The sequence below is a fragment of the Candidatus Poriferisodalis sp. genome (assembly GCF_965237655.1).
Lineage (GTDB): Bacteria > Actinomycetota > Acidimicrobiia > Acidimicrobiales > Poriferisodalaceae > Poriferisodalis.
The window spans coordinates 2,007,866-2,026,926 of record NZ_CBDEGB010000002.1 but is presented as its reverse complement, the minus strand read 5'-3'; the positions used below and the strand labels follow the sequence as shown (position 1 = coordinate 2,026,926).

Here is a 19,061-nt window from a genome sequence, read left to right as displayed (position 1 = left end):
GCTTTCAACCTGCCTTGACAATGGAAACGGTGTGGACAGATCCTGTGTCGGAGATGACGGAAATCCTGTAGCCCGCCACCGTGACCGATTCACCCATGTCGAGGAATGGGTAGCGGTCGAGGTACCCGTACCCGTTGTCGCCAGGGAACCGGATTGGTCGTTGAGCGCCCGTCGGATCGACGACGTATACGAGCACCCGGTCGCCCACAAGGCTCGGGTCGATGCTGCCTGCGAGGATTGCGCTGCGGTGCGCGCTTGAGAGGGTGTCGTAGCCGATCCTGCGGCGGCTCTCTACGACGATTATCGCATCGTGAGCGGCGGGCACCGCCGCCATGACCGTTCCGTCACCCGAACCGGCGAGTGGCACGAGCTGCACCGTCGCCTCCGGCCGGTCGATGCACGCAACTTGTTCCGTATCCAGCCATCCCAGCTGCCAGCGGGTCCAGCTGGGTGGCTCGTGATGATCGCCGATATAGATCGGGAAGCGTGACGCGAACAACCCGTATAGACCTTGGGTGCCCACCTTGATCCGATGCCACCGCTGCCCCGGGGTCGCATCGGGCCGATCGACCCGGCTGTCCGGCAAACCGAGCGAGCCTGAGCCTCCCAGGTGAGGCGCTCCCAGCATCGATACGGTCAGCGGAACGAGATAGCCGCTCCAGTCCGCCCCATTCGACTGCGCGGGGAAGATGTTGACGGCGGCCGAGAGCAAGCGAGGCCGCGACCTCGGCGATTTCGAAGGACCCGACAGATCCCTCGATGTCGAAGTAGTGCTTGGAATCTTCCGGAGCCCGCAGCCACTCGTGATGCGGCACGAACTCAAGGTCCAAGTTCCCATAGCTCACTTGTTCGATGAAGTCATCGGTGAGTTGCGGGTTGCCGCGTGCAAGCTCTTCTTGGGTGCTGTGAGAAGCCTGTGCATCCGGAAAGTCGACGAACAGCACAGCCATGCGCAGCGTGCCTTGAGAGATGGCGTCGGAATCGGAAGTCGGGAATCCAACGCCGTGGCTCGGTCCACCGGTCGGCCGACAGTCCACGGCAATGCGAGCCCTGCGCAGCTGGGGAACGGGCGCCACGTAGGTACGGGTGCCTTCGGCTAGGTTCGCATAGCGTTCGAACATGATGCTGCGCCCGTCAGGCGCCCACTTCGGCGTGCGGACGTTGATGTATCTGTCTGTGGCCGAATCCGTGGTGACGTGGCTGGTGTACCGGACAACGACCGCGGTCGACGAGCCGTCGACTTCAGCGATGGTGATGCTCCGGTCGATGCGGACGCCTTCGCTGTAAGTGTCGTCCTCCACAAAGCGAAGCGTGGCGAATGCAATTGCAGTGCCGTCGGGCGACCATGAGTAACCGTCCCGCGTGCCGGTGACTGGTACCTTCCGGGCGCTGCTGCCGACGGCATCCATCACCCACAAGTTGTGGTCCGCGCCGTAGGCGATGCGTGTGCCGTCAGGCGACCATGACGGGGCTCGGTCGGCGAGGCCGCCTCGCGTCAATGGCCTGATATTGCTGCCGTCGGCGTCCAGAACGGCGATGTACTCGTCGTCCAAGTTCTGATAGTGCTGCGGTGTCTCGAGATTGTGACGCGAGAATGCGATGTGCTTGCTGTCCGGCGACCACGTAGGTGAGCGGTCTCTGAAGTTGCCCGATGTGAGCTGCATCTCACCCGTTCCGTCCGCATTGATGACAAAGATGTGCTTGACGGGATCGCTGTTCAAGAACCGGCCTGCGTATCTGACGAAGGCGATCCGCGTGCCGTCGGGCGACCACGCAGGTGACTCGCCTTCCTCTTCCTCGGTGTAGCCAGCGGTCAGCCTGGTCCGTTCCGTTCCGTCGATCCGAGATGTCCAGATCGCTTGCTCGTTGTCGAGATACACAACGCGACTGCAGTCCGGCGACCATGCCGCTGCGAAGGCAAATTCGTCTCCGAGCACCGGCATCGGTTGGCTGCCGAGATCGGCGACGCACGGCAGTTGAGGCTGCACGCCAGTAACGACGGTGCCGGTCTGCAGCCCATCGGCGCCGAAGGGGTTCACGGCGCCGGTGAAACTCGCAACATAAGTGTTGATCGCTCCTTGGGAGATTGCCGCATAGCCGCCGAAGACCCGAAGGTCGACTGCGGCGTCGCCACGGGCGGCCGTTGCAGAGCGAGCTTGGTTGAGGAACTCGATGGTGGGTGCGGGAATGGCTCGCGGATCGGCGAGCAGCAGGGGAGCGCACAGGCGGGCGAGCAGCGGGGCGGCGCTGAAGGAGTCGAACGGAATTCGGGCGCGCGCCAAGCCGACTCGTCGGCTCGTGAAGCAGTCGTCGCCATAGATGCCCGAGACGAATCTCGCTGCCTCGATCGCAGTGTCGTAACGGGAGCTTCCCGCAAGCCTTGTTACTTCGATACCGAGCGCGACGATCGAGTCTTCGACGGATTGGTGCAGTGCACCGGTTCCGCCCATGAGCACCACATGTTCGATTCCCAGTTCGGCGAGGTAACTGGCCACGCCTTGGTGCAAACGGCTGCGCGGAGTCAGCAGCACGGGATGCGGGCCGCGAGCCGCGAACGCACCCGCCACCAGCGCATCAGCAAACACCTCCCCGCTCGCCACTACAGCAGTTCTGCCCAGATTGCCCATGTGGCCCGGCGTGCCCATCCGATGGGCGACTGCGAATCCAGTGGCGTACTGGTCCGCACGCGTTACTCGCTCCACCGAAATGCCAATGGCCTCGAGGCCTGCCACGACCGTGGCGCCCACCCCCTCGGTGTCGCTCTCGGCGCCCACGACAAGCGCCTGAGACACCCCTGTGCGGTGCAGAAACTCGGAGGCGTCCGAGCGCAGCTGGTCCGGCGGCGTCGCAAGAACTGGTGCGCCCAGTGACCCTGCAAGCGGTGCAGCAATGACTGCGCCGGTCCAGTTGCGGCCCGAGACCATCACCACCCACTCGAGGCTTCCCCCCGCATGGGCTGCCACCGCTTCGGCCACCAGCAGCGAGGTCGCATACCGGTCCGCGCCCCCATAGCGCGACACATCAAGATCGGCAGGGCGTTGCGATGCTCCCACTGTGACGACCGGCACGAGCACACCGCTAGCCATCGCAATAGCCAGCGCCATGATCAACATGCATCTCCGCATCAGAGAAATCTAACTGCTGGCCGGGGGCAGATTGTGGGCTCAGCAGTGCTCCAGCCGCAATTCGCAGCAGTGGCTCAAACAGGCACAGGTACCCTCGGCGCGGTGCTCAAACGGCTGGACCTGCGGGGTCGGAGCGACAAGCTGGCTGATCTGCTGCCGCGCCCGCAAGCGAGCACCGCGGTGCCAGCCGAGGCTGTTCGCGAGCTGATCGACCAAGTCCGAAACGGCGGCGATGCGGCTGTCCGGGAACTCACTGCCCGCTTCGACGGGGTTGACGTGCCCGACACGTTGGTGCCGGCGAGCGAACTTCAGGCTGCGTGGGCAGGTCTGTCGCCTGCGTTGCGTTCGGCAATGGAGACCGCTCACCGGCGCATACTGGAATTCCATCGCACAGAAGCGGCTGCTGGCCATACCTACGAACGCGACGGGGTCACCGTTCGCTCGATCAGCCAGCCGGTGGACCGCGCTGGCGTATACGTGCCGGGCGGGTTGGCCGCCTACCCCTCCACGGTGCTCATGACCGTGCTGGTCGCTCAAGCGGCCGGGGTGGACGACATCGTGCTCTGCTCACCGCCGGGTCCCGACGGCAACCTGGCGCCGTCGGTGATGGCTGCCGCGCATCTTTGCGGTGTCACCGAGGTGCACCGGGTGGGCGGCGTGCAGGCCGTCGCGGCCCTGGCCTACGGCACTGAGACCATCCGTCCGGCTGATGTCGTGGCTGGGCCTGGTAACGCCTGGGTCGCGACTGCAAAGCAGCTTGTGGCCGGAGACGTGGGCGTCGCGTCTGCGTTCGCGGGGCCCTCGGAGATCGTCGTGATCGCCGACGGGACGTGCCCGCCGGCCGCTGCAGCGACCGATGTGGTGCTGCAGGCCGAGCACGGCCCCGGGGGCCGGGCTTGGCTTGTCACCTGGGACCCTGCCTGCGCTGACGCCGTCTGCGAGGCAATCGTTCAGATCGTCGACCTGTCGCCACGGCGCGACGAGACCCTGGCCACCTTGGAGGCCGACGGCTTCGTGTGCCTCGTTGACGGCCCCGCCCAGGCTGCCGAAGTCGCCAACTTCGTTGCGCCCGAACATATTCAGCTCATGTGCGATGGCGCCGATGAACTGGTGGGCGACATCCGTCACGCCGGGGCAGTGTTTGTCGGGCCATGGGCACCGGCATCGGTCGGCGACTACGTGGCAGGACCATCCCACGTGCTGCCGACTGCTGGAACCGCCCGATTTGCCGGAGCGCTCACCACCGACGACTTCACCAAGCGGATGCATGTGGTCGATGTCACCGAAGCCGGCTTCGATCGACTCGCGCCGGCAGTGGCTGAGCTGGCGGAAGCCGAGGGGCTGTGGGCACACGCGGTTTCGGTGTCGCGCCGCAAGGAGTGGTCCACATCGGGGATTCGGCCGTGAAGCCGCCAGTCCGTGACGACCTGCGCCTGCTTGAGGGGTATCACTCGCCGCAGATCGACGTCGAGGTGCGCCTCAACACGAACGAGGCACCGGTGGGACCGCCGCCAGAGTTCTCTGAGGCACTCGCGTCGGAACTGCGCAACGTCGAGTGGCATCGCTACCCCGATCGCACGGCAAGCGGGCTACGGGCCGACCTGGCGAAGCTGCACGACATCGAGCCTGAGCGCATCTTCGTGGCCAACGGCTCCAACGAGGTGCTGCAGACCGTCTGTTTGACCTACGGCGGGACAGGTCGAAGCGTTGCCACCTTTGAGCCCACCTATGCGATGTACGGCCAGATCGCGCGCAGCACCCAGAGCGCGGTGGTCGAAGGCGAGCGGCACGTAGACGGCAGCGTCAGCGTCTTCGAGTTGGAGCGCGTCATCGAGCGGCACCAGCCCTCGATCGTGTTCCTGTGCTCGCCCAATAATCCCACCGGCACGCCCGAGCGATTTGAGGTGCTCGAACGAGCACTGGAGATTGCGCCGGGCCTCGTAGTGGTCGACGAGGCCTACGGCCAATTCGCCGACTGGAGCGCCATCGACCTCTGCGACGATGCAGGAGGGCCCCCCAATCTCGTCGTCACCCGCACGTTCTCGAAGACGTGGGCGATGGCGGGGGCGCGGCTGGGCTATGCGGTGATACCCGCAGGCATGGCTCCTGAGTTCGAGAAAGTCGTGCTGCCGTACCACGTCGACACGTTCAAACAGATTGCCGGGCGCGTCGCTCTGCGGTTCGCGGACCAGATGGAGCACCGTGTGGCTGCGATCGTGTCCGAGCGCGAGCGGATCGAGACGACCCTGGGCCGGCTGGGCCTGAACGTCTGGCCCTCGCAGTCCAATTTCATCCTGTTCCGCACCAGTCCCACCGGGCGCAGCGGCGACGATGTCTGGCAAGCACTCGTGGACCGCTCGGTGCTCGTGCGCAACTGTTCGGGGTGGCCCCGCCTCGCCGACTGCTTGCGGGTCACCGTCGGCACGCCTCCCGAGAACGACAGCTTCCTCGAGGCCCTCGCAGAGGTGCTCGCATGAAGTCGTCCAGCCGGAGGGTGCGAAACCGCCGCGCAGGCCGCAGGCTGATGCGACCGATGCTGATCGATGCGGAGGGGTCCTCATGACTGCTCGCCCTGTCTCCTCACGGACTGGCACCGTGCAGCGCCACACCAAGGAGACCCAGATCGACCTGACGCTGGATCTCGACGGCACCGGCCAAAACGACATTTCGACGGGCCTGCCGTTTTTTGACCACATGCTCGCTCAACTGGCCAAGCATGCTCGATTCGACCTGCGACTGCGCACCGTCGGCGACCTCGAAATCGACGCCCACCACACCGTCGAAGACACCGGCATCGCGCTCGGCGAGGCCATGCGGCAGGCCTGGGGCGACAAGGCAGGCGTGCGCCGCTTCTCGTCGTACACGGTGCCGCTCGACGAGGCGGCCGTCGAGGTCGTGCTCGACCTGTCAGGTCGCCCGTTCCTGCACTACGACATCGATCCGCCGGGAGAGAAGATCCTGGGCGACCCGCCCTTCGACCCACAGCTGTGTGAAGAGTTCTGGCGGGGGCTCGTCATGTCGGCAGGCATCACGTTGCACTTGGTGATGCTGCGCGGCCGAAACACCCATCACATCATCGAGGCCAGCTTCAAGGGCGCGGCGCGGGCGTTCTATGACGCCATCCGTATTGCTGACGACGTGCTGCCCTCCACGAAGGGCGTCCTATGACGGGCAGCCGGTGATCGGCGCACCGCCAAGCCCGCGTCAAGTAGATCTCAAGGCGACCGCACAGTGACCGAATCAAACGAAACGGCTTCAGGCCGACCGCTGGTCGCCGTGCTCGACTACGGCATCGGCAACCTGCGCTCGGCCCAAAAGGCACTCGAACGAGTAGGTGCCGATGCCCTTCTCACTGCGGATGCAGGCCTCATCCGTGACGCGGATGGCGTCGTGCTGCCAGGCGTCGGGCATTTCGGCACCTGCATGAGGCAACTTCGTGTGACCGGCTTGGAACAGCCGGCGCTCCAGGCCATCGAGAGCGGACGGCCCTTCTTGGGCATCTGTGTCGGCATGCAGATGCTGTTCGAAGCCTCCGAAGAGGCCCCAGGAATACCCGGATTGGGCGTTATGCCTGGGACGGTGCGGCTTTTGCCGGACGGCATGGTGCGGCCCCAGATGCAGTGGAATCGGCTCGACGTGAAGCGGCCGGGCTGCCCGCTGCTGGCAGGTCTGGAACAGGGTGCCTGGATGTACTTCGTCCACAGTTACGCGCCCGACACCGAGGCCGGCCTGGTGGTCGCAACCTGTGACTATCCGACGCCGATCACTGCGGTCACGCAGAGCGGCCGCACGTGGGCAACGCAGTTCCATCCCGAGAAATCCGGTGACGCCGGCAAGCTGCTGGCGCAGAACTTCCTCGCCGCAGTGGTGGCAAACCGGTGCAGCCAATGAGCTTCGAGCTGTATCCGGCGATCGACCTGCGCGAGGGTCGCTGCGTGCGCCTGCTGCAAGGCGACTACGACCGTGAGGTGCGCTACGACGCCGACCCGGTCGACGTAGCGCACGAATTCGCGAAGGCAGGCGCGCGCTGGATTCACATCGTCGACCTTGACGCAGCCCGATCGGGCGTTGTCGACAGCACCAACCGGGATGTGATCCGGTCGGTCGTTGCCGCCATCGGCGATGCTGGCGTTCGCGTGCAATGCGGCGGAGGCGTACGCGGCCGCGCCAGCGCCGAAGCGCTCTTCGACGCGGGAGTCACGCGCTGCGTGGTGGGCACTGCGGCAGTCGAGAACCCGGACCTCGTGGGGGAGCTGAGCTCTGCGGGGCACCGCGTCGCCGTCGGTCTCGATGTGCGGGGAAGCGAAGTCGCCACGCGCGGCTGGGAGCATCGCAGCGGTGTGAGCCTGTCCGAGGCGCTGTCCCGGCTGGCTGGCAGCGGCGCCGAGGCGGTTGTCGTCACCCAGATCGCCCGCGATGGCATGGGCGGCGGGAGCGACCTGTCTGGCCTGCGGAACGTGCTGGACGCACCTCAACGCCCGCCGGCCATGTCGGTGATTGCCAGCGGCGGGGTCGGCTATCTCGCCGACATTGCCGACCTGCGAGACCTGCGTTCGGCGAATGGCCACACGCTCGCTGGGGCCATCGTCGGCAAAGCGCTCCACGATGGCGCGATCTCGCCCGGCGCCGCCGTGGTGGTGGCACGCGGGAGCGCAGCCCACGACGAGCCGATCCCCGAGGTCGGCCAATCATGAGGGCTTTCTCATGAAGACCGTGCGGGTCATTCCCTGCCTGGACGTGGACGACGGGCGGGTCGTCAAAGGCGTCAACTTCGTCGGCCTGCGAGACGCAGGCGATCCAGTCGAGCTGGCGGCCGCCTACGACCGACAAGGCGCCGACGAGATCGTCTTTCTCGACATCACCGCTTCCGCTCACGACCGCGACACCATCATCGAGCTCGCCCGCCACGCCGCCGAGGAGGTGTTCATTCCCTTCACGATTGGTGGCGGCATCCGTACCGTCGACGATGCCCGGGCCCTGCTGCGGGTGGGCGCTGACAAGGTGTCTGTCAACTCGGCCGCCGTGGCCCGCCCCGAATTGGTGCGCGAGATTGCCGACGAGTTCGGCAGCCAGTGCGCCGTGGTGGCCGTGGACGCCAAGTCGAACCCTGCCGATGTAAACGGGAACACGACGTGGAATGTCTATGTCAAGGGCGGGCGCGAGGACGCTGGCATCGACGCGCTGGAATGGGTACGTCGAGTAGCCGAGTTGGGGGCCGGCGAGATCCTGCTGACCTCTATGGACGCCGACGGCACCAAGGCGGGCTTCGACCTGGAGCTCACCCGGGCGGTCGTCGACGCCGTCGGTATCCCTGTCGTGGCCAGCGGCGGCGTCGGCACGCTCCAGCACTTGGTGGACGGCGCTGTGATTGCCGGCGCCGATGCTGTTCTGGCTGCGTCGATCTTCCACTTCGGTGAGCACACCATCACCGACGCCAAACGGGCCCTCCTGGATGCAGGCGTTGCCGTTCGCCCTCCGTCTGACTGACCTTCGCTTCAGGCCGGAGTGCGAGGACGCCGGATAGCTTCAGTCTGTACTTGAAGGCGCCGAAGTAGCTTCGGCACTATGAGCTATCCCGGCACGTTCTCGAAGACCGATCCTGACCGTCCCGCCGTGATCATGGCCCGCGACGGTCAGGTACGGACCTTCGGCGAGCTCGAAGCCCGCAGCTCACAGTTTGCCCAGCTCATGTGGACAGCGGGTCTGCGCCCTGGCGACCATGTGGCGATCTTCGCCGACAACAACATCGGCTACTTCGACGCCTACTGGGGTGCTATGCGCAGCGGTCTGTACTTCACGACGGTCAACCGGTACCTGACTGCGGAAGAGGCGGCGTTCATCGTCAACGACTGCGGCGCTCGGGTTCTGGTGGCGTCGCCGACGGTTGCTGAGGCTGCAACCGAGATGCTCCCGCTCATCGGCGACTGCGACGTTCGGCTCATGCTGGACGAGGCCGTCGACGGCTTCGACTCGTTCACCGATGCGATTGCGGCCCACCCCGCGGAGCCGCTCGCCTCCCAGCCACGCGGTTCGGCAATGCTCTACAGCTCGGGCACCACCGGTCGGCCGAAGGGCATCATGCGACCGCTCGACGGTACGTCGATCACCGATCCTGACCTGATCGGCGTCGGGCTCGTTGGAGGCATTTTCGGCATCGGCGACCGAAGCGTCTATCTGTCGCCCGCGCCGCTGTACCACTCGGCACCGTTGTCGTTCACGACCGGCACCCAGTCGATGGGTGGCACGGCTGTGGTCATGGACCGATTCGATGCCGCCGAGGCGCTCTCGTACATCGAGCGGTACCGCGTCACGCACAGCCAGTGGGTGCCGACCATGTTCAGCCGGATGCTGAAGCTGCCCCCCGACGCCCGCACCCGCCACGACCTGTCGAGCCATCAGGTCGCCGTGCATGCCGCAGCGCCCTGCCCGATCGAGGTCAAGCGTCAGATGATCGAATGGTGGGGGCCGATCCTGCACGAGTACTACGCCGGCACTGAGCTGAACGGCTTCTGCTACGTGAACTCGCCAGAATGGCTCGAGCGCCCAGGCACGGTGGGCAAGCCGCTCATCGGGGTCATTCACATCTGCGACGACGAAGGCAACGAGCTGCCAGTGGGCGAGTCAGGCACCATCTACTTCGAGCGGGAGATACCGGCGTTCGAATACCACAACGATCCGGACAAGACCGCTGATTCCCGCCACGCTGAACACCAGCTGTGGTCAACGCTCGGCGATGTCGGACGCGTCGATGAAGACGGCTATCTCTACCTGACCGACCGCAAGGCCTTCATGATCATCTCGGGCGGGGTCAACATCTACCCCCAAGAGATCGAGGACTGCCTGATACTGCACCCCAAGGTTGCCGACGTGGCGGTGTTCGGTGTGCCCAACGACGACTTCGGCGAAGAGGTGAAGGCCGTCGTGCAGCCGATCGCAGGTGTCGAGGCGAGCGATGCTTTGGCGTCCGAACTGCTGGCGTATTGCCGCGAGCACATCTCGGGCTACAAGATGCCGCGTTCGGTTGACTTCCGGGACGAGCTGCCCCGCCTTCCCACTGGCAAGCTCTACAAGCGCATCCTGCGAGACGAGTACTGGGGCGACCGGCCCTCCCGCATCGTGTAGGCCCCGGCGTTGCTACAGGCCGGCAACGAACGAAGTGATCTCTTCGGTGACCGCCCGGGCATGACCCATCAGGAAGTGATCGCCGCCTGCGATCACTTCAAGCTGGGAATTCACCCAGTGCTGGGTGATCTCAGCGGCCTCGGCGGGAGAGCGGAACTGATCGTGCTGGGGCACCAGGAGCAGCTTGGGACGCGGGTCGATCGGGGACGACATTGTGGCCGGGTCCACAATCCTCAGAGGCGCCGCAATTCCGATCCACGCCGCCAGATGGTCGTGATGGGCCGCGAGGGAAACGTCGCCGCCGAAGGACCAGCCTGCTGACACGACCGGCGGCGGGGGATCGCTGCCGGGTTGCTCCGTTGCCAGGCGCGCTGCCGCGTCGAACGCTGCTGCCGCGTCGAGCTGCTCCGCCTTTCCATCGTCGTGACTGCCGCCGGAACTGCCGGCGCCGCGGAAGTTGTAGCGAAGCGCTGCGACGCCGGCCGCGGGCAGAGCTCTGAAGAGATGGTCGATGAGCGGGTTCCACATGTCCCCGCCATACAGCGGGTGCGGGTGCGACAGCACAACCACAGCGGTGGCTGCGGATGGCCAAGCCAGCTCGGCTTCGAGCTCGGTGCCATCGGACGCCGCCACGGCGATTGGCTGGGGTGCGACCGCTGAATTCGCTGCGTCATTCACGCTGGTGAACGGTACCGTGCGGGCGGTGAGTGCTCCTGAGACAAACAATGAGCACGGGACCGGATCGGCGACCAAGGCCGCCCGACCCTCAAAGAGTCCGAAGACCGGTGCTCGCAAGGCCAAGACGCCCGTTGCGGTCGACCACGACGACGACGAGCGGCGGCCGATCAAGATGCTGCACGACCGCCTGTTGGTGCGACTCCCCAACGATGGATCGGAGCGGCGCACCAGCGGCGGGATTCTCATCCCGGCGACGGCGCAGCAGAATAAGCGCCTCGTGTGGGCCGAGGTCGTCGGCGCGGGGCCGAACGTCCGCAGCGCCCAGGAGGGCGACCGGGTGCTGTTCAGCCCCGAGGACCGCCATGAGGTCGAGGTACACGGGGACGACTTCCTGATCCTGCGTGAGCGGGATGTTCACGCCATCGCGGCGCCCCGGATCGAGCCAGGCAGCACCGGCCTGTACTTGTGACCAAACGGTGACCCTGGACCTATGACCACCGCCGACACGCAATTTCGCACCGTCGGGGGCATCACGATCTCGCTGGCTACGACCACCGTGGACGGCATTGCTGAGGTCGAAGATCTCGTGGACCGGCTGGACGAGGCCCGGGGCGTGCTGCTCTCGTCGAGCTACGAGTATCCCGGTCGCTATACCCGCTGGGACATGGGTTTCACCGATCCGCCGCTGGTCATCACCAGCCGGGCCCAGGACGTATCGGTGCGGGCGTTGAATGAACGGGGCACAGTGCTGCTCGAGCCGATCCATAAGGCGCTGGCGGCGCTGGGAGCAGCTGCGGGGGTCGTCGACTTGCGACACGACCTGAGCAACCGTGGCGGCGAAGTGGCCTGCACGATTGAGCGTCCGGACCGGCGTTTTGCGGAAGAGGAGCGCAGCCGCCAGCCGTCCACGTTCACGGTCGTGCGGTCCTTGGTCGACCTGTTCAGCTGCGACGACCCGCACCTGGGCCTCTACGGCGCATTCGGCTACGACCTCGCCTTCCAGTTTGAGCCCATTGCCCTGACGCTGCCGCGCCCATCCCACCAGCGCGATCTGGTGCTGTACCTGCCAGACGACCTGCTCATCGTGGATCACCAAGGCGGAATTGCGCAGCGACTGCGTTACGAGTTCGCCGCGGCTGGTCGCAGCACTGCCGGGCTCGCGGGCGGCGGCCAGCGCGTCCCGTACGAGCCTGATCTCGACCTCGAAGCGCGCCGGGACCACGAGCCGGGCGGCTATTCGGCCGGCGTGCGGGCTGCACGCGAATACTTCGCCCGGGGCGACCTGTTCGAGGTTGTCAGCAGCCAGATGTTCTCTGAGCCGTGCGTCGAACCGCCCTCGGAGCTGTTTCGCCGTCTTAAGGAGCAAAACCCATCGCCATACGGATTTCTCATCAACCTGGGCAATGCTGGCACATCCGGCGAGTGGCTGGTGGGAGCCTCCCCGGAGATGTACGTGCGTGTCGAGGGCGACCGCGTCGAGACCTGCCCCATCTCGGGCACCATCGCTCGCGGTCAGGATCCCATCGACGATGCCTCGCAGATCTTGGCGTTGCTCAACTCGGCGAAGGATGAGTCCGAGCTGACGATGTGCACCGACGTGGATCGCAACGACAAGAGCCGCATCTGCGTGCCCGGCTCGGTGAGGGTGATCGGTCGCCGCCAGATCGAGATGTACTCGCGCCTCATCCACACCGTCGACCATGTGGAAGGCCGCTTGCGCCCCGAATTCGATGCGCTGGACGCCTTCCTGTCCCATACGTGGGCGGTGACGGTGACCGGTGCACCCAAGACGGCGGCGATGATGTTCCTCGAGCAACACGAGCGCACCGCCCGGGCTTGGTACGGCGGCGCGGTCGGCAAGGTCGGATTCGACGGCAGCCTGAATACGGGGCTCACGCTGCGCACTATCCGGGTGACGGACGGCCACGCTGAGGTGCGGGTAGGCGCCACGTTGTTGTGGGACTCAGTTCCCGACGATGAGGAGTCCGAGACCGAGCTGAAGGCATCCGCATTCCTCGACGCGATCCGGCGGCCGCGCTCGGCACCGGCCGCGGGGGCTGTTGCAGTCCAGCAGAGACATCGGCGCGTCCTGCTCGTCGACCACATGGACTCGTTCGTGCACACGCTCGCGAACTACCTGCGCCAGACCGGTGCCACTGTGCTGACGCGCAGGGCTGGATTCCCGGCAGCGGAGATCAGTGCCGACGAGTTCGACCTCGTGGTGCTGTCGCCGGGTCCGGGCCGCCCCGACGACTTCGGCATCGGCCCTGTGGTGCGCGCCACGATCGATGCCGGCCTGCCGCTCTTCGGTGTTTGTTTGGGCCTGCAGGGGATCGTGGAGTACTTCGGGGGCGAACTCGGGCAGCTGTCCACGCCGATGCACGGCAAGCCCTCTGCCATCCGCACCCTCGGCGGGCAGTTGCTCGACGGTTTGCCGAAGGAGTTCCGGGCGGGCCGCTATCACTCGCTGTTCGCCCATCGTGCTGAGGTGCCTGACGTGCTGGAAGTGACCGCAGTGAGCCTCGACGACGACATCGTGATGGCCGTGGAGCATCGTGAACTGCCCGTCGCGGCGGTGCAGTTCCACCCCGAGTCGATCATGTCGCTCGACGACGGTGTCGGGCTCGCGCTGATTCGCAATGCAGTGGATCGGCTGGTGCCCGGCTGGAGGAACGGATGACCCTGCAGCCTCAGCTTGATCGGCTTGTTGTGGCGACCATCCCGCGCGACGTCGTTGTGGTGTCCGGACCTGAGGCGGCCGTGTATCTCCACGGCCAGATCTCTGCCGACGTGACGGCGCTGGACCTGGGCGAGAGCACCCTGTCGTTCCTGCTGGAACCGCGGGGGCGCGTTGAAGCACTCTTCGACATCTGCCGTACGGGACCCGACACCTACGTCGCCGACACTGAGCCCGGCTTCGGTGAGGCCATGGCCACGTCACTGGAGCGCTTCAAGCTGCGCACCCGAGTTGAGATCACCTTCCAGCAGTGGCAGATGCACTCGCTTCGAGGTCCCGCTTCAGCCGTCGACGCACTGCAAGACGCCGTGAACGACGCAACGGCATCGCCGTCGCTCGTTGTGCGGCGTTCGAATTGGCCGCTTGCATCCGGGTTCGACGTCCTGGCACCGACACAGAGTGCGGAGAGGCCCGACTTCGCAGCTGTGGAGGTCATCTCCGCAGACGAGTACGACATATTGCGCATGGCATTCGGCTTGCCTGCGATGGGCACAGAGATCCTGTCTGGCGACATTCCCAACGAGACCGGACTCGTGGATCGCGCGGCGTCGTTCACCAAGGGCTGCTACCGCGGCCAGGAATTGGTCGAGCGGATCGACTCGCGGGCAGGTGGACGCCGCAGCGTGTGCCGGCTCCGGGCTTCCGTTCCGCTCGCGCCCGACGATCACTTGCACGACGGCACTGGCACTGCGGTTGCCACCGTGCGGAATGCGGCAGTGCTCGGTGACGCCGTGGTGGGGTTCGTGCTGGCGCGCCGGGATGCCGGCAACACGGCATACACGAAGGCTGGCGAGCCGGTCCTGCTCGCTGAGCTGTTCTGACGGAGCCCTGTTGATCGGCCCGCCCAGAGGCCCTCACCGGTACGCTCGCAGGCTGTCGCTGACACGACTGGATCGCAGGGAGTTTCGACATGGCAAAGACCGCACTGCTGGCCAAGCTGACCGCCCAACCAGGAAAGCGCGATGATCTGCTCGCCGTGATTGCCGACATCGGCATGAGCAACGCTGCCGGAGAACCGGGCACCGAGGTCTATGCCGCGCACAAGGACCAGAACGATGCCGATGTCGTGTGGTTCTACGAGCTGTACACCGACCAATCCGCGCTTGAATCGCATGGCGGTTCGGAGGAGATGAAGGTCTTCGGACGGGCAATGCGCGATTACATGGCGGGCCGGCCCGAGCTCATCTTCCTGGACCCGATCGTCGCCAAAGGCGTCGACTTCTGACGCTGGGCCCGATGCCCCAGCGCCCGATGACCCAGGGCCCCCAAGCGGCGAGAGGTCACCTGACGTGTTCGTAAAGATCTGCGGTGTCACCAACGAGGAGGACGCGCTGGTAGCCGTGGGCATGGGCGCAGACGCGGTCGGCTTCAACTTCGTGCCGGGCTCGCCTCGCCAGATCTCTCCGCGACTCGCGCGTGACATCGTGCGCCGGTTGCCCGGAGGGATCGTCACGGTCGGCGTCTTCCGCAATGAGCTGCCGGAGCGCGTCGTACAGGTGATGGACGGAGCAGGCCTGCGCTTGGCACAGCTGCATGGCAACGAGACCGCCGCCGACAGCCGCTGGATCGCCGAGCGCGTGCCGGGACTCATCAAGGCGTTCGTGGCAGGCGATCCCAACGTGGAGCGAGTGCGCGACTACGGCGCCTCGGTGCTCATGCTGGACGGCTCCGAACCTGGCAGTGGACGCGTCTTCGACTGGCGTCAACTGGAGGGCCGCGATCGCGGCATCAGGCTGCTGCTGGCTGGCGGGCTGCGCCCCTCCAACGTGGCCCAAGCCATCGAGATCGTGCGTCCCTGGGGAGTCGATGCGGCCTCGGGCGTCGAGTCAGAGCCGGGCCGCAAGGACGTACTCAAGATGCGCGAATTCATTGCGAACGCCAATGACGCAGGGGCGTTGTACGACGACACTGACGAGGTGCAGATGCCGGGTTCGGCGCCGTACGACTGGCGTGACGACTGAGCGAGGGACCACATGGCAGCAGCAATGGGCGAGCCCACGCCGGGCACGAGGCCGGTCACAGGCGAGCCCACGACGAATATCAGGTCGGTCATGGGCGAGCCCACACCCGATGGCCGCTTCGGCGACTTCGGAGGCCGATTCGTTCCCGAGACCCTGGTCGCGGCGTGCGAGGAACTCGAAGCAGCGTTTCGCGAGGCCTGGGTGGACCCGGCCTTCATCGCCGAGTTCGAGGCCACGCTGCGCGACTACGGGGGCCGCCCCTCACCGCTTACCGAGTGCAGCAATCTGTCCCGCCAGCTCGGCGTGCGCTTGTTGGCCAAGCGGGAGGATCTCAACCACACCGGTTCCCACAAGATCAACAACGTGATCGGACAGGCACTGCTGGCCCAGCGCATGGGCAAGACCCGGCTCGTCGCCGAAACGGGGGCCGGCCAGCATGGCGTTGCTACGGCCACAGCGGCCGCACTGCTGGGGATGGAGTGCAAGGTCTACATGGGTGCGGTGGATGTCAACCGTCAGGCCTTGAACGTGTTCCGCATGCAGCTGCTGGGGTCAGAGGTGGAGGCCGTGCACTCGGGCAGCCGCACGCTCAAGGACGCCGTCAACGAGGCGCTGCGGGACTGGGTGGCCACGGTGGAGAACACGCACTACTGCCTCGGTTCAGTGATGGGCCCGCATCCATACCCATGGATGGTGCGCACCTTCCACCACGTGATTGGCGACGAGGCTGCAGCCCAATGCAAGGATCTGATGGGCGGCAGTCCCGATGTCGTGGTGGCATGCGTGGGCGGCGGCAGCAACGCCGCCGGCATCTTCTCGGGCTTCGCTGACGGTGATGCCCGCCTTGTGGGTGTCGAGCCCGCTGGCGGGGCAGCCGTTGGACGGGGCGTGCCTGGAGTGGTCCACGGCATGACGAGCTACCTCATGCAGGACGAAGTGGGTCAGGTGCTCGAAGCCGAGTCGATTTCGGCCGGGCTGGACTACCCCGGCGTCGGGCCCGAGCACGCGTACCTGGCGACGATCGGCCGTGCCGAGTACCCGAGTGTGACCGACGACGAGGTGGTCGAGGCGTTCACGCTGATGAGCCGGTCCGAAGGCATCATCCCGGCGCTGGAGTGCGCACATGCGCTCGCGTGGATCGTGCGCGAGGCGCCAAGAATCCAAGGCCAGACAGTGCTCATGAACCTCTCGGGCCGCGGTGACAAGGACGTCGACCAGATGATGGACGTGCTCGGGATGGAAGGGCCGGAACAATGAGTGCAGGTCAGTGAGCGATCAGCACCGCAATTCACAGCCGGGCGCATTCGGCGCGCTGGAAGAGCACCTGCGGGCTCGGCGCGACAGCGGCGCGAAGCTGCTCATCCCATACGTGACCGGTGGTTATCCAGGCTGGCAACGCGCTGTCGAGGCAGCGGCCGCAGCCGGGGCCGATGCCATCGAAATCGGTGTTCCCTTCTCAGATCCGGTGATGGACGGGCCAGTGATCCAGCAGGCATCCACCGCCGCGCTCGATGGGGGAGCAACACCGGCGAGTGTGCTGGCGCAGGCGCGTGGGCTTGACACCGGTGTGCCGCACGCCGTGATGACCTACTACAACCTCTGCCACCACCAGGGGCACGAACGCTTCGCTTCAGCGCTCGTCGAAGCGGGTGTGTCCGCCGCCATCCTGGCCGACCTGCCATACGTGGAAGCGGGGCCGTGGCTCGAGGCCGCTGAGGCGACGGGCGTTGAGGCAGTCCTGCTCGCGGCTCCCACCACGCCCGAACATCGGCTCGCTGAACTGTGCGAAGCCTCACGCGGTTTCGTCTATGCAGTCGGCTTGCTCGGTGTCACCGGCGAACGGGCGGCACTGGCCCGGACAGCCACCGAGATAGCGGCCCGCTGCCGGGACGTGACCGATCGCCCCGTGCTGACCGGTGTCGGCATCGGCTCTCCCGCTCAGGCCGTCGAGGCGTGCAAGGCATCAGACGGCGTGATCATCGGCTCCGCCGTCGTCCGTACCCTGATGTCCGACGGCCCCGAGGCGGTGGGTGAGCTGGTGGCTGCATACCGGACGGCGCTCGATCGCGGCTGACGGGTGACTTCAGCCGCACCGAACGCTGCCGGACCGGTCCCATCTGGTGCGGCCGCATCAGATCCGGCAGGACTCGACCCCGACTGCGAGCTGTGCGAGGCAGCTCGCTTCACCCACTGGTACTTCGAGGACGAGCTGTGCTGGGTGGCTGACTGCGAGGTTTGCGCCACGCCGATGGTGGTCTGGAAGCGGCATGGAACCGATCCGCCGGCGCCGGCGTTGGAAGCAATGCTGGCTCGCTTGACCGAAGCCGGCGAACAACGCTTTGGACCCAACGGCGGAATCGTGGATCAGGTGATGCGTCAGATACCGGGCCACTTCCACGCCCACTACCGGGATGCCGACTGGATGTCCCGCCGCTGGAACGAGCCACCGAGCCGCTACACCGGCGTCGGCACGACACGGGTGACCCGATGAGCAAGCGATTCACGCCCAATCGTGGTGAAGTGAAGCGCCGCAGGTGGCGGGTGCCAGCGCTTGCGGTCGCGGTCGTGATCGGGCTCGCGAGCTGTGGTGGGGGCGATGCGACCGAGGCCGACTTGGAGCGACTGGAGCTGGCGTTCGCCAACGCCGATGTGGAGCTCGGTAACGAGGTCTTCGGTGACAGCTGCTCGGTGTGCCACGGCAGCGACGGCAGCGGCGGGGTGGGTGCGGCACTCGGCGGCGTCAGCGAACGGCTCACCGTTGGCGACCACCTGTCGGTGGTGTGGAACGGCCGCGGCTCGATGCCTCCTTTCGGTGGGCTCCTGACCGATGCCGAGATTGCCGCCGTCGTGGCCTACCAGCGCAGCACCTTCAGCACTGAGTGAACAGCGGGTACGCGGCTTGGGGCTCTTGTTGGCTGCGCTCACGGACCGCTCGGCCCCTCGGCGCGGACAGGCGGTAGCTTCGCCACGGTGAGCGAGCCTGACTTCCCGCACCCCGAGGAGTTGCTGCCGCACCGAGCGCCGTTCCTGCTCGTCGATGAGATCGTCGAACTCGAACCCGGTAAGAGTTGCGTGGGGCTCTGGCACCTCAGCGGCGACGAGGCGTTCTTCAACGGTCACTTTCCCGGTAGGCCGACTCTGCCCGGGGTGCTCATGGTCGAAGCCATTGCACAGACGGCGGGTCTCGCAGCCGCCTCGGACTCGTCTCTGGAAGGCAAGCTCGCGCTTTTCGGTGGCATCGACAAGGCCCGATTCCGCCGCCAGGTGATTCCGGGCGACACGCTGCGGCTCGAAGCCACGATCGATCGCTTGTCAACCAGGGGCGGCCGTGCAAGAGGCACGGCGAGCGTGAACGGTCAGGTGGTCTGCGAAGCCTCGATGATGTTCCTCTTCGCCGACGCAGAAGCTGGCGCAGGCGCCTGAACAGTCCCGGCGCCC

At 66.2% G+C, this 19,061-nt stretch carries 20 protein-coding genes; 17 read left to right on the top strand and 3 right to left on the bottom strand.

The window, feature by feature from the left end; translation table 11 throughout:
* Window positions 1-4: 4 nt before the first annotated feature.
* Both ACPXYO_RS17580 and ACPXYO_RS17575 read right to left on the bottom strand, forming a co-directional pair.
* Window positions 5-376, bottom strand: coding sequence for a hypothetical protein (locus ACPXYO_RS17580; protein WP_423923290.1), 372 nt, complete (start codon window positions 374-376; stop codon window positions 5-7).
* Window positions 345-3,125 (bottom strand): cell wall-binding repeat-containing protein, encoded by a 2,781-nt coding sequence (locus ACPXYO_RS17575; RefSeq protein WP_423923288.1) that lies wholly within the window; start codon window positions 3,123-3,125, stop codon window positions 345-347. The genes ACPXYO_RS17580 and ACPXYO_RS17575 overlap by 32 nt, the downstream gene beginning before the upstream one ends.
* A gap of 102 nt (window positions 3,126-3,227) precedes the next feature.
* Here ACPXYO_RS17575 and hisD point away from each other — a divergent pair, with 102 nt between their 5' ends.
* From hisD to ACPXYO_RS17540, 7 genes are all read left to right on the top strand, one after another.
* Complete coding sequence (hisD, locus tag ACPXYO_RS17570; RefSeq protein WP_423923286.1) at window positions 3,228-4,532, top strand: histidinol dehydrogenase; 1,305 nt, start codon at window positions 3,228-3,230, stop codon at window positions 4,530-4,532.
* Entirely contained in the window at window positions 4,529-5,602 is a 1,074-nt protein-coding gene (gene hisC / locus ACPXYO_RS17565; protein WP_423923284.1) for a histidinol-phosphate transaminase, read from the top strand. The genes hisD and hisC overlap by 4 nt, the downstream gene beginning before the upstream one ends.
* 82 nt (window positions 5,603-5,684) lie before the next feature.
* On the top strand, window positions 5,685-6,293 hold the full coding sequence (gene hisB, locus ACPXYO_RS17560; protein ID WP_419552775.1) for an imidazoleglycerol-phosphate dehydratase HisB: 609 nt from the start codon (window positions 5,685-5,687) through the stop codon (window positions 6,291-6,293).
* 63 nt (window positions 6,294-6,356) lie between these two features.
* Window positions 6,357-7,016: an imidazole glycerol phosphate synthase subunit HisH gene (hisH, locus tag ACPXYO_RS17555; protein ID WP_423923282.1), complete on the top strand. Its 660-nt coding sequence runs from the start codon at window positions 6,357-6,359 to the stop codon at window positions 7,014-7,016.
* The gene (locus ACPXYO_RS17550) at window positions 7,013-7,819 is read left to right on the top strand and encodes a HisA/HisF-related TIM barrel protein (RefSeq protein WP_423923280.1); all 807 of its coding nucleotides are present in this window, start codon (window positions 7,013-7,015) and stop codon (window positions 7,817-7,819) included. The genes hisH and ACPXYO_RS17550 overlap by 4 nt, the downstream gene beginning before the upstream one ends.
* A 10-nt stretch (window positions 7,820-7,829) precedes the next feature.
* The gene (gene hisF / locus ACPXYO_RS17545) at window positions 7,830-8,612 is read left to right on the top strand and encodes an imidazole glycerol phosphate synthase subunit HisF (protein ID WP_423923278.1); all 783 of its coding nucleotides are present in this window, start codon (window positions 7,830-7,832) and stop codon (window positions 8,610-8,612) included.
* Between the two features lie 78 nt (window positions 8,613-8,690).
* Window positions 8,691-10,247, top strand: coding sequence for an acyl-CoA synthetase (locus ACPXYO_RS17540; protein WP_423923276.1), 1,557 nt, complete (start codon window positions 8,691-8,693; stop codon window positions 10,245-10,247).
* Between the two features lie 12 nt (window positions 10,248-10,259).
* Here the strand turns inward: ACPXYO_RS17540 and ACPXYO_RS17535 are convergent, their stop codons facing one another.
* Window positions 10,260-10,925 carry an alpha/beta hydrolase gene (locus tag ACPXYO_RS17535; RefSeq protein ID WP_423923274.1) on the bottom strand — a complete coding sequence of 222 codons (666 nt, stop codon included), beginning with the start codon at window positions 10,923-10,925 and terminating at the stop codon, window positions 10,260-10,262.
* Between the two features lie 172 nt (window positions 10,926-11,097).
* On the opposite strand from ACPXYO_RS17535, the gene ACPXYO_RS17530 reads away from it, so the two are divergent.
* The 10 genes from ACPXYO_RS17530 (at window position 11,098) to fabZ (ending at window position 19,046) form a co-directional block, all read left to right on the top strand.
* Window positions 11,098-11,394: a GroES family chaperonin gene (locus ACPXYO_RS17530; protein WP_420627082.1), complete on the top strand. Its 297-nt coding sequence runs from the start codon at window positions 11,098-11,100 to the stop codon at window positions 11,392-11,394.
* 21 nt (window positions 11,395-11,415) lie between these two features.
* Window positions 11,416-13,605, top strand: coding sequence for an anthranilate synthase component I (locus ACPXYO_RS17525; RefSeq protein WP_423923272.1), 2,190 nt, complete (start codon window positions 11,416-11,418; stop codon window positions 13,603-13,605).
* A complete protein-coding gene (locus ACPXYO_RS17520; protein ID WP_423923270.1) occupies window positions 13,602-14,483 on the top strand; it encodes a YgfZ/GcvT domain-containing protein in 882 nt (293 codons plus the stop codon). The genes ACPXYO_RS17525 and ACPXYO_RS17520 overlap by 4 nt, the downstream gene beginning before the upstream one ends.
* A gap of 89 nt (window positions 14,484-14,572) precedes the next feature.
* Window positions 14,573-14,887: a putative quinol monooxygenase gene (locus ACPXYO_RS17515; RefSeq protein WP_419552782.1), complete on the top strand. Its 315-nt coding sequence runs from the start codon at window positions 14,573-14,575 to the stop codon at window positions 14,885-14,887.
* Between the two features lie 64 nt (window positions 14,888-14,951).
* Window positions 14,952-15,623 carry a phosphoribosylanthranilate isomerase gene (locus tag ACPXYO_RS17510; RefSeq protein ID WP_423923268.1) on the top strand — a complete coding sequence of 224 codons (672 nt, stop codon included), beginning with the start codon at window positions 14,952-14,954 and terminating at the stop codon, window positions 15,621-15,623.
* A gap of 90 nt (window positions 15,624-15,713) precedes the next feature.
* A complete protein-coding gene (gene trpB / locus ACPXYO_RS17505; protein WP_423923917.1) occupies window positions 15,714-16,880 on the top strand; it encodes a tryptophan synthase subunit beta in 1,167 nt (388 codons plus the stop codon).
* Between the two features lie 10 nt (window positions 16,881-16,890).
* A complete protein-coding gene (trpA, locus tag ACPXYO_RS17500; protein WP_423923266.1) occupies window positions 16,891-17,697 on the top strand; it encodes a tryptophan synthase subunit alpha in 807 nt (268 codons plus the stop codon).
* A 3-nt stretch (window positions 17,698-17,700) separates the two neighbouring features.
* Window positions 17,701-18,114: a hypothetical protein gene (locus ACPXYO_RS17495; RefSeq protein WP_423923264.1), complete on the top strand. Its 414-nt coding sequence runs from the start codon at window positions 17,701-17,703 to the stop codon at window positions 18,112-18,114.
* A complete protein-coding gene (locus ACPXYO_RS17490) occupies window positions 18,111-18,506 on the top strand; it encodes a c-type cytochrome (RefSeq protein WP_423923262.1) in 396 nt (131 codons plus the stop codon). The genes ACPXYO_RS17495 and ACPXYO_RS17490 overlap by 4 nt, the downstream gene beginning before the upstream one ends.
* A gap of 87 nt (window positions 18,507-18,593) precedes the next feature.
* A complete protein-coding gene (gene fabZ / locus ACPXYO_RS17485) occupies window positions 18,594-19,046 on the top strand; it encodes a 3-hydroxyacyl-ACP dehydratase FabZ (protein ID WP_423923260.1) in 453 nt (150 codons plus the stop codon).
* The last annotated feature ends 15 nt before the right edge of the window (window positions 19,047-19,061 follow it).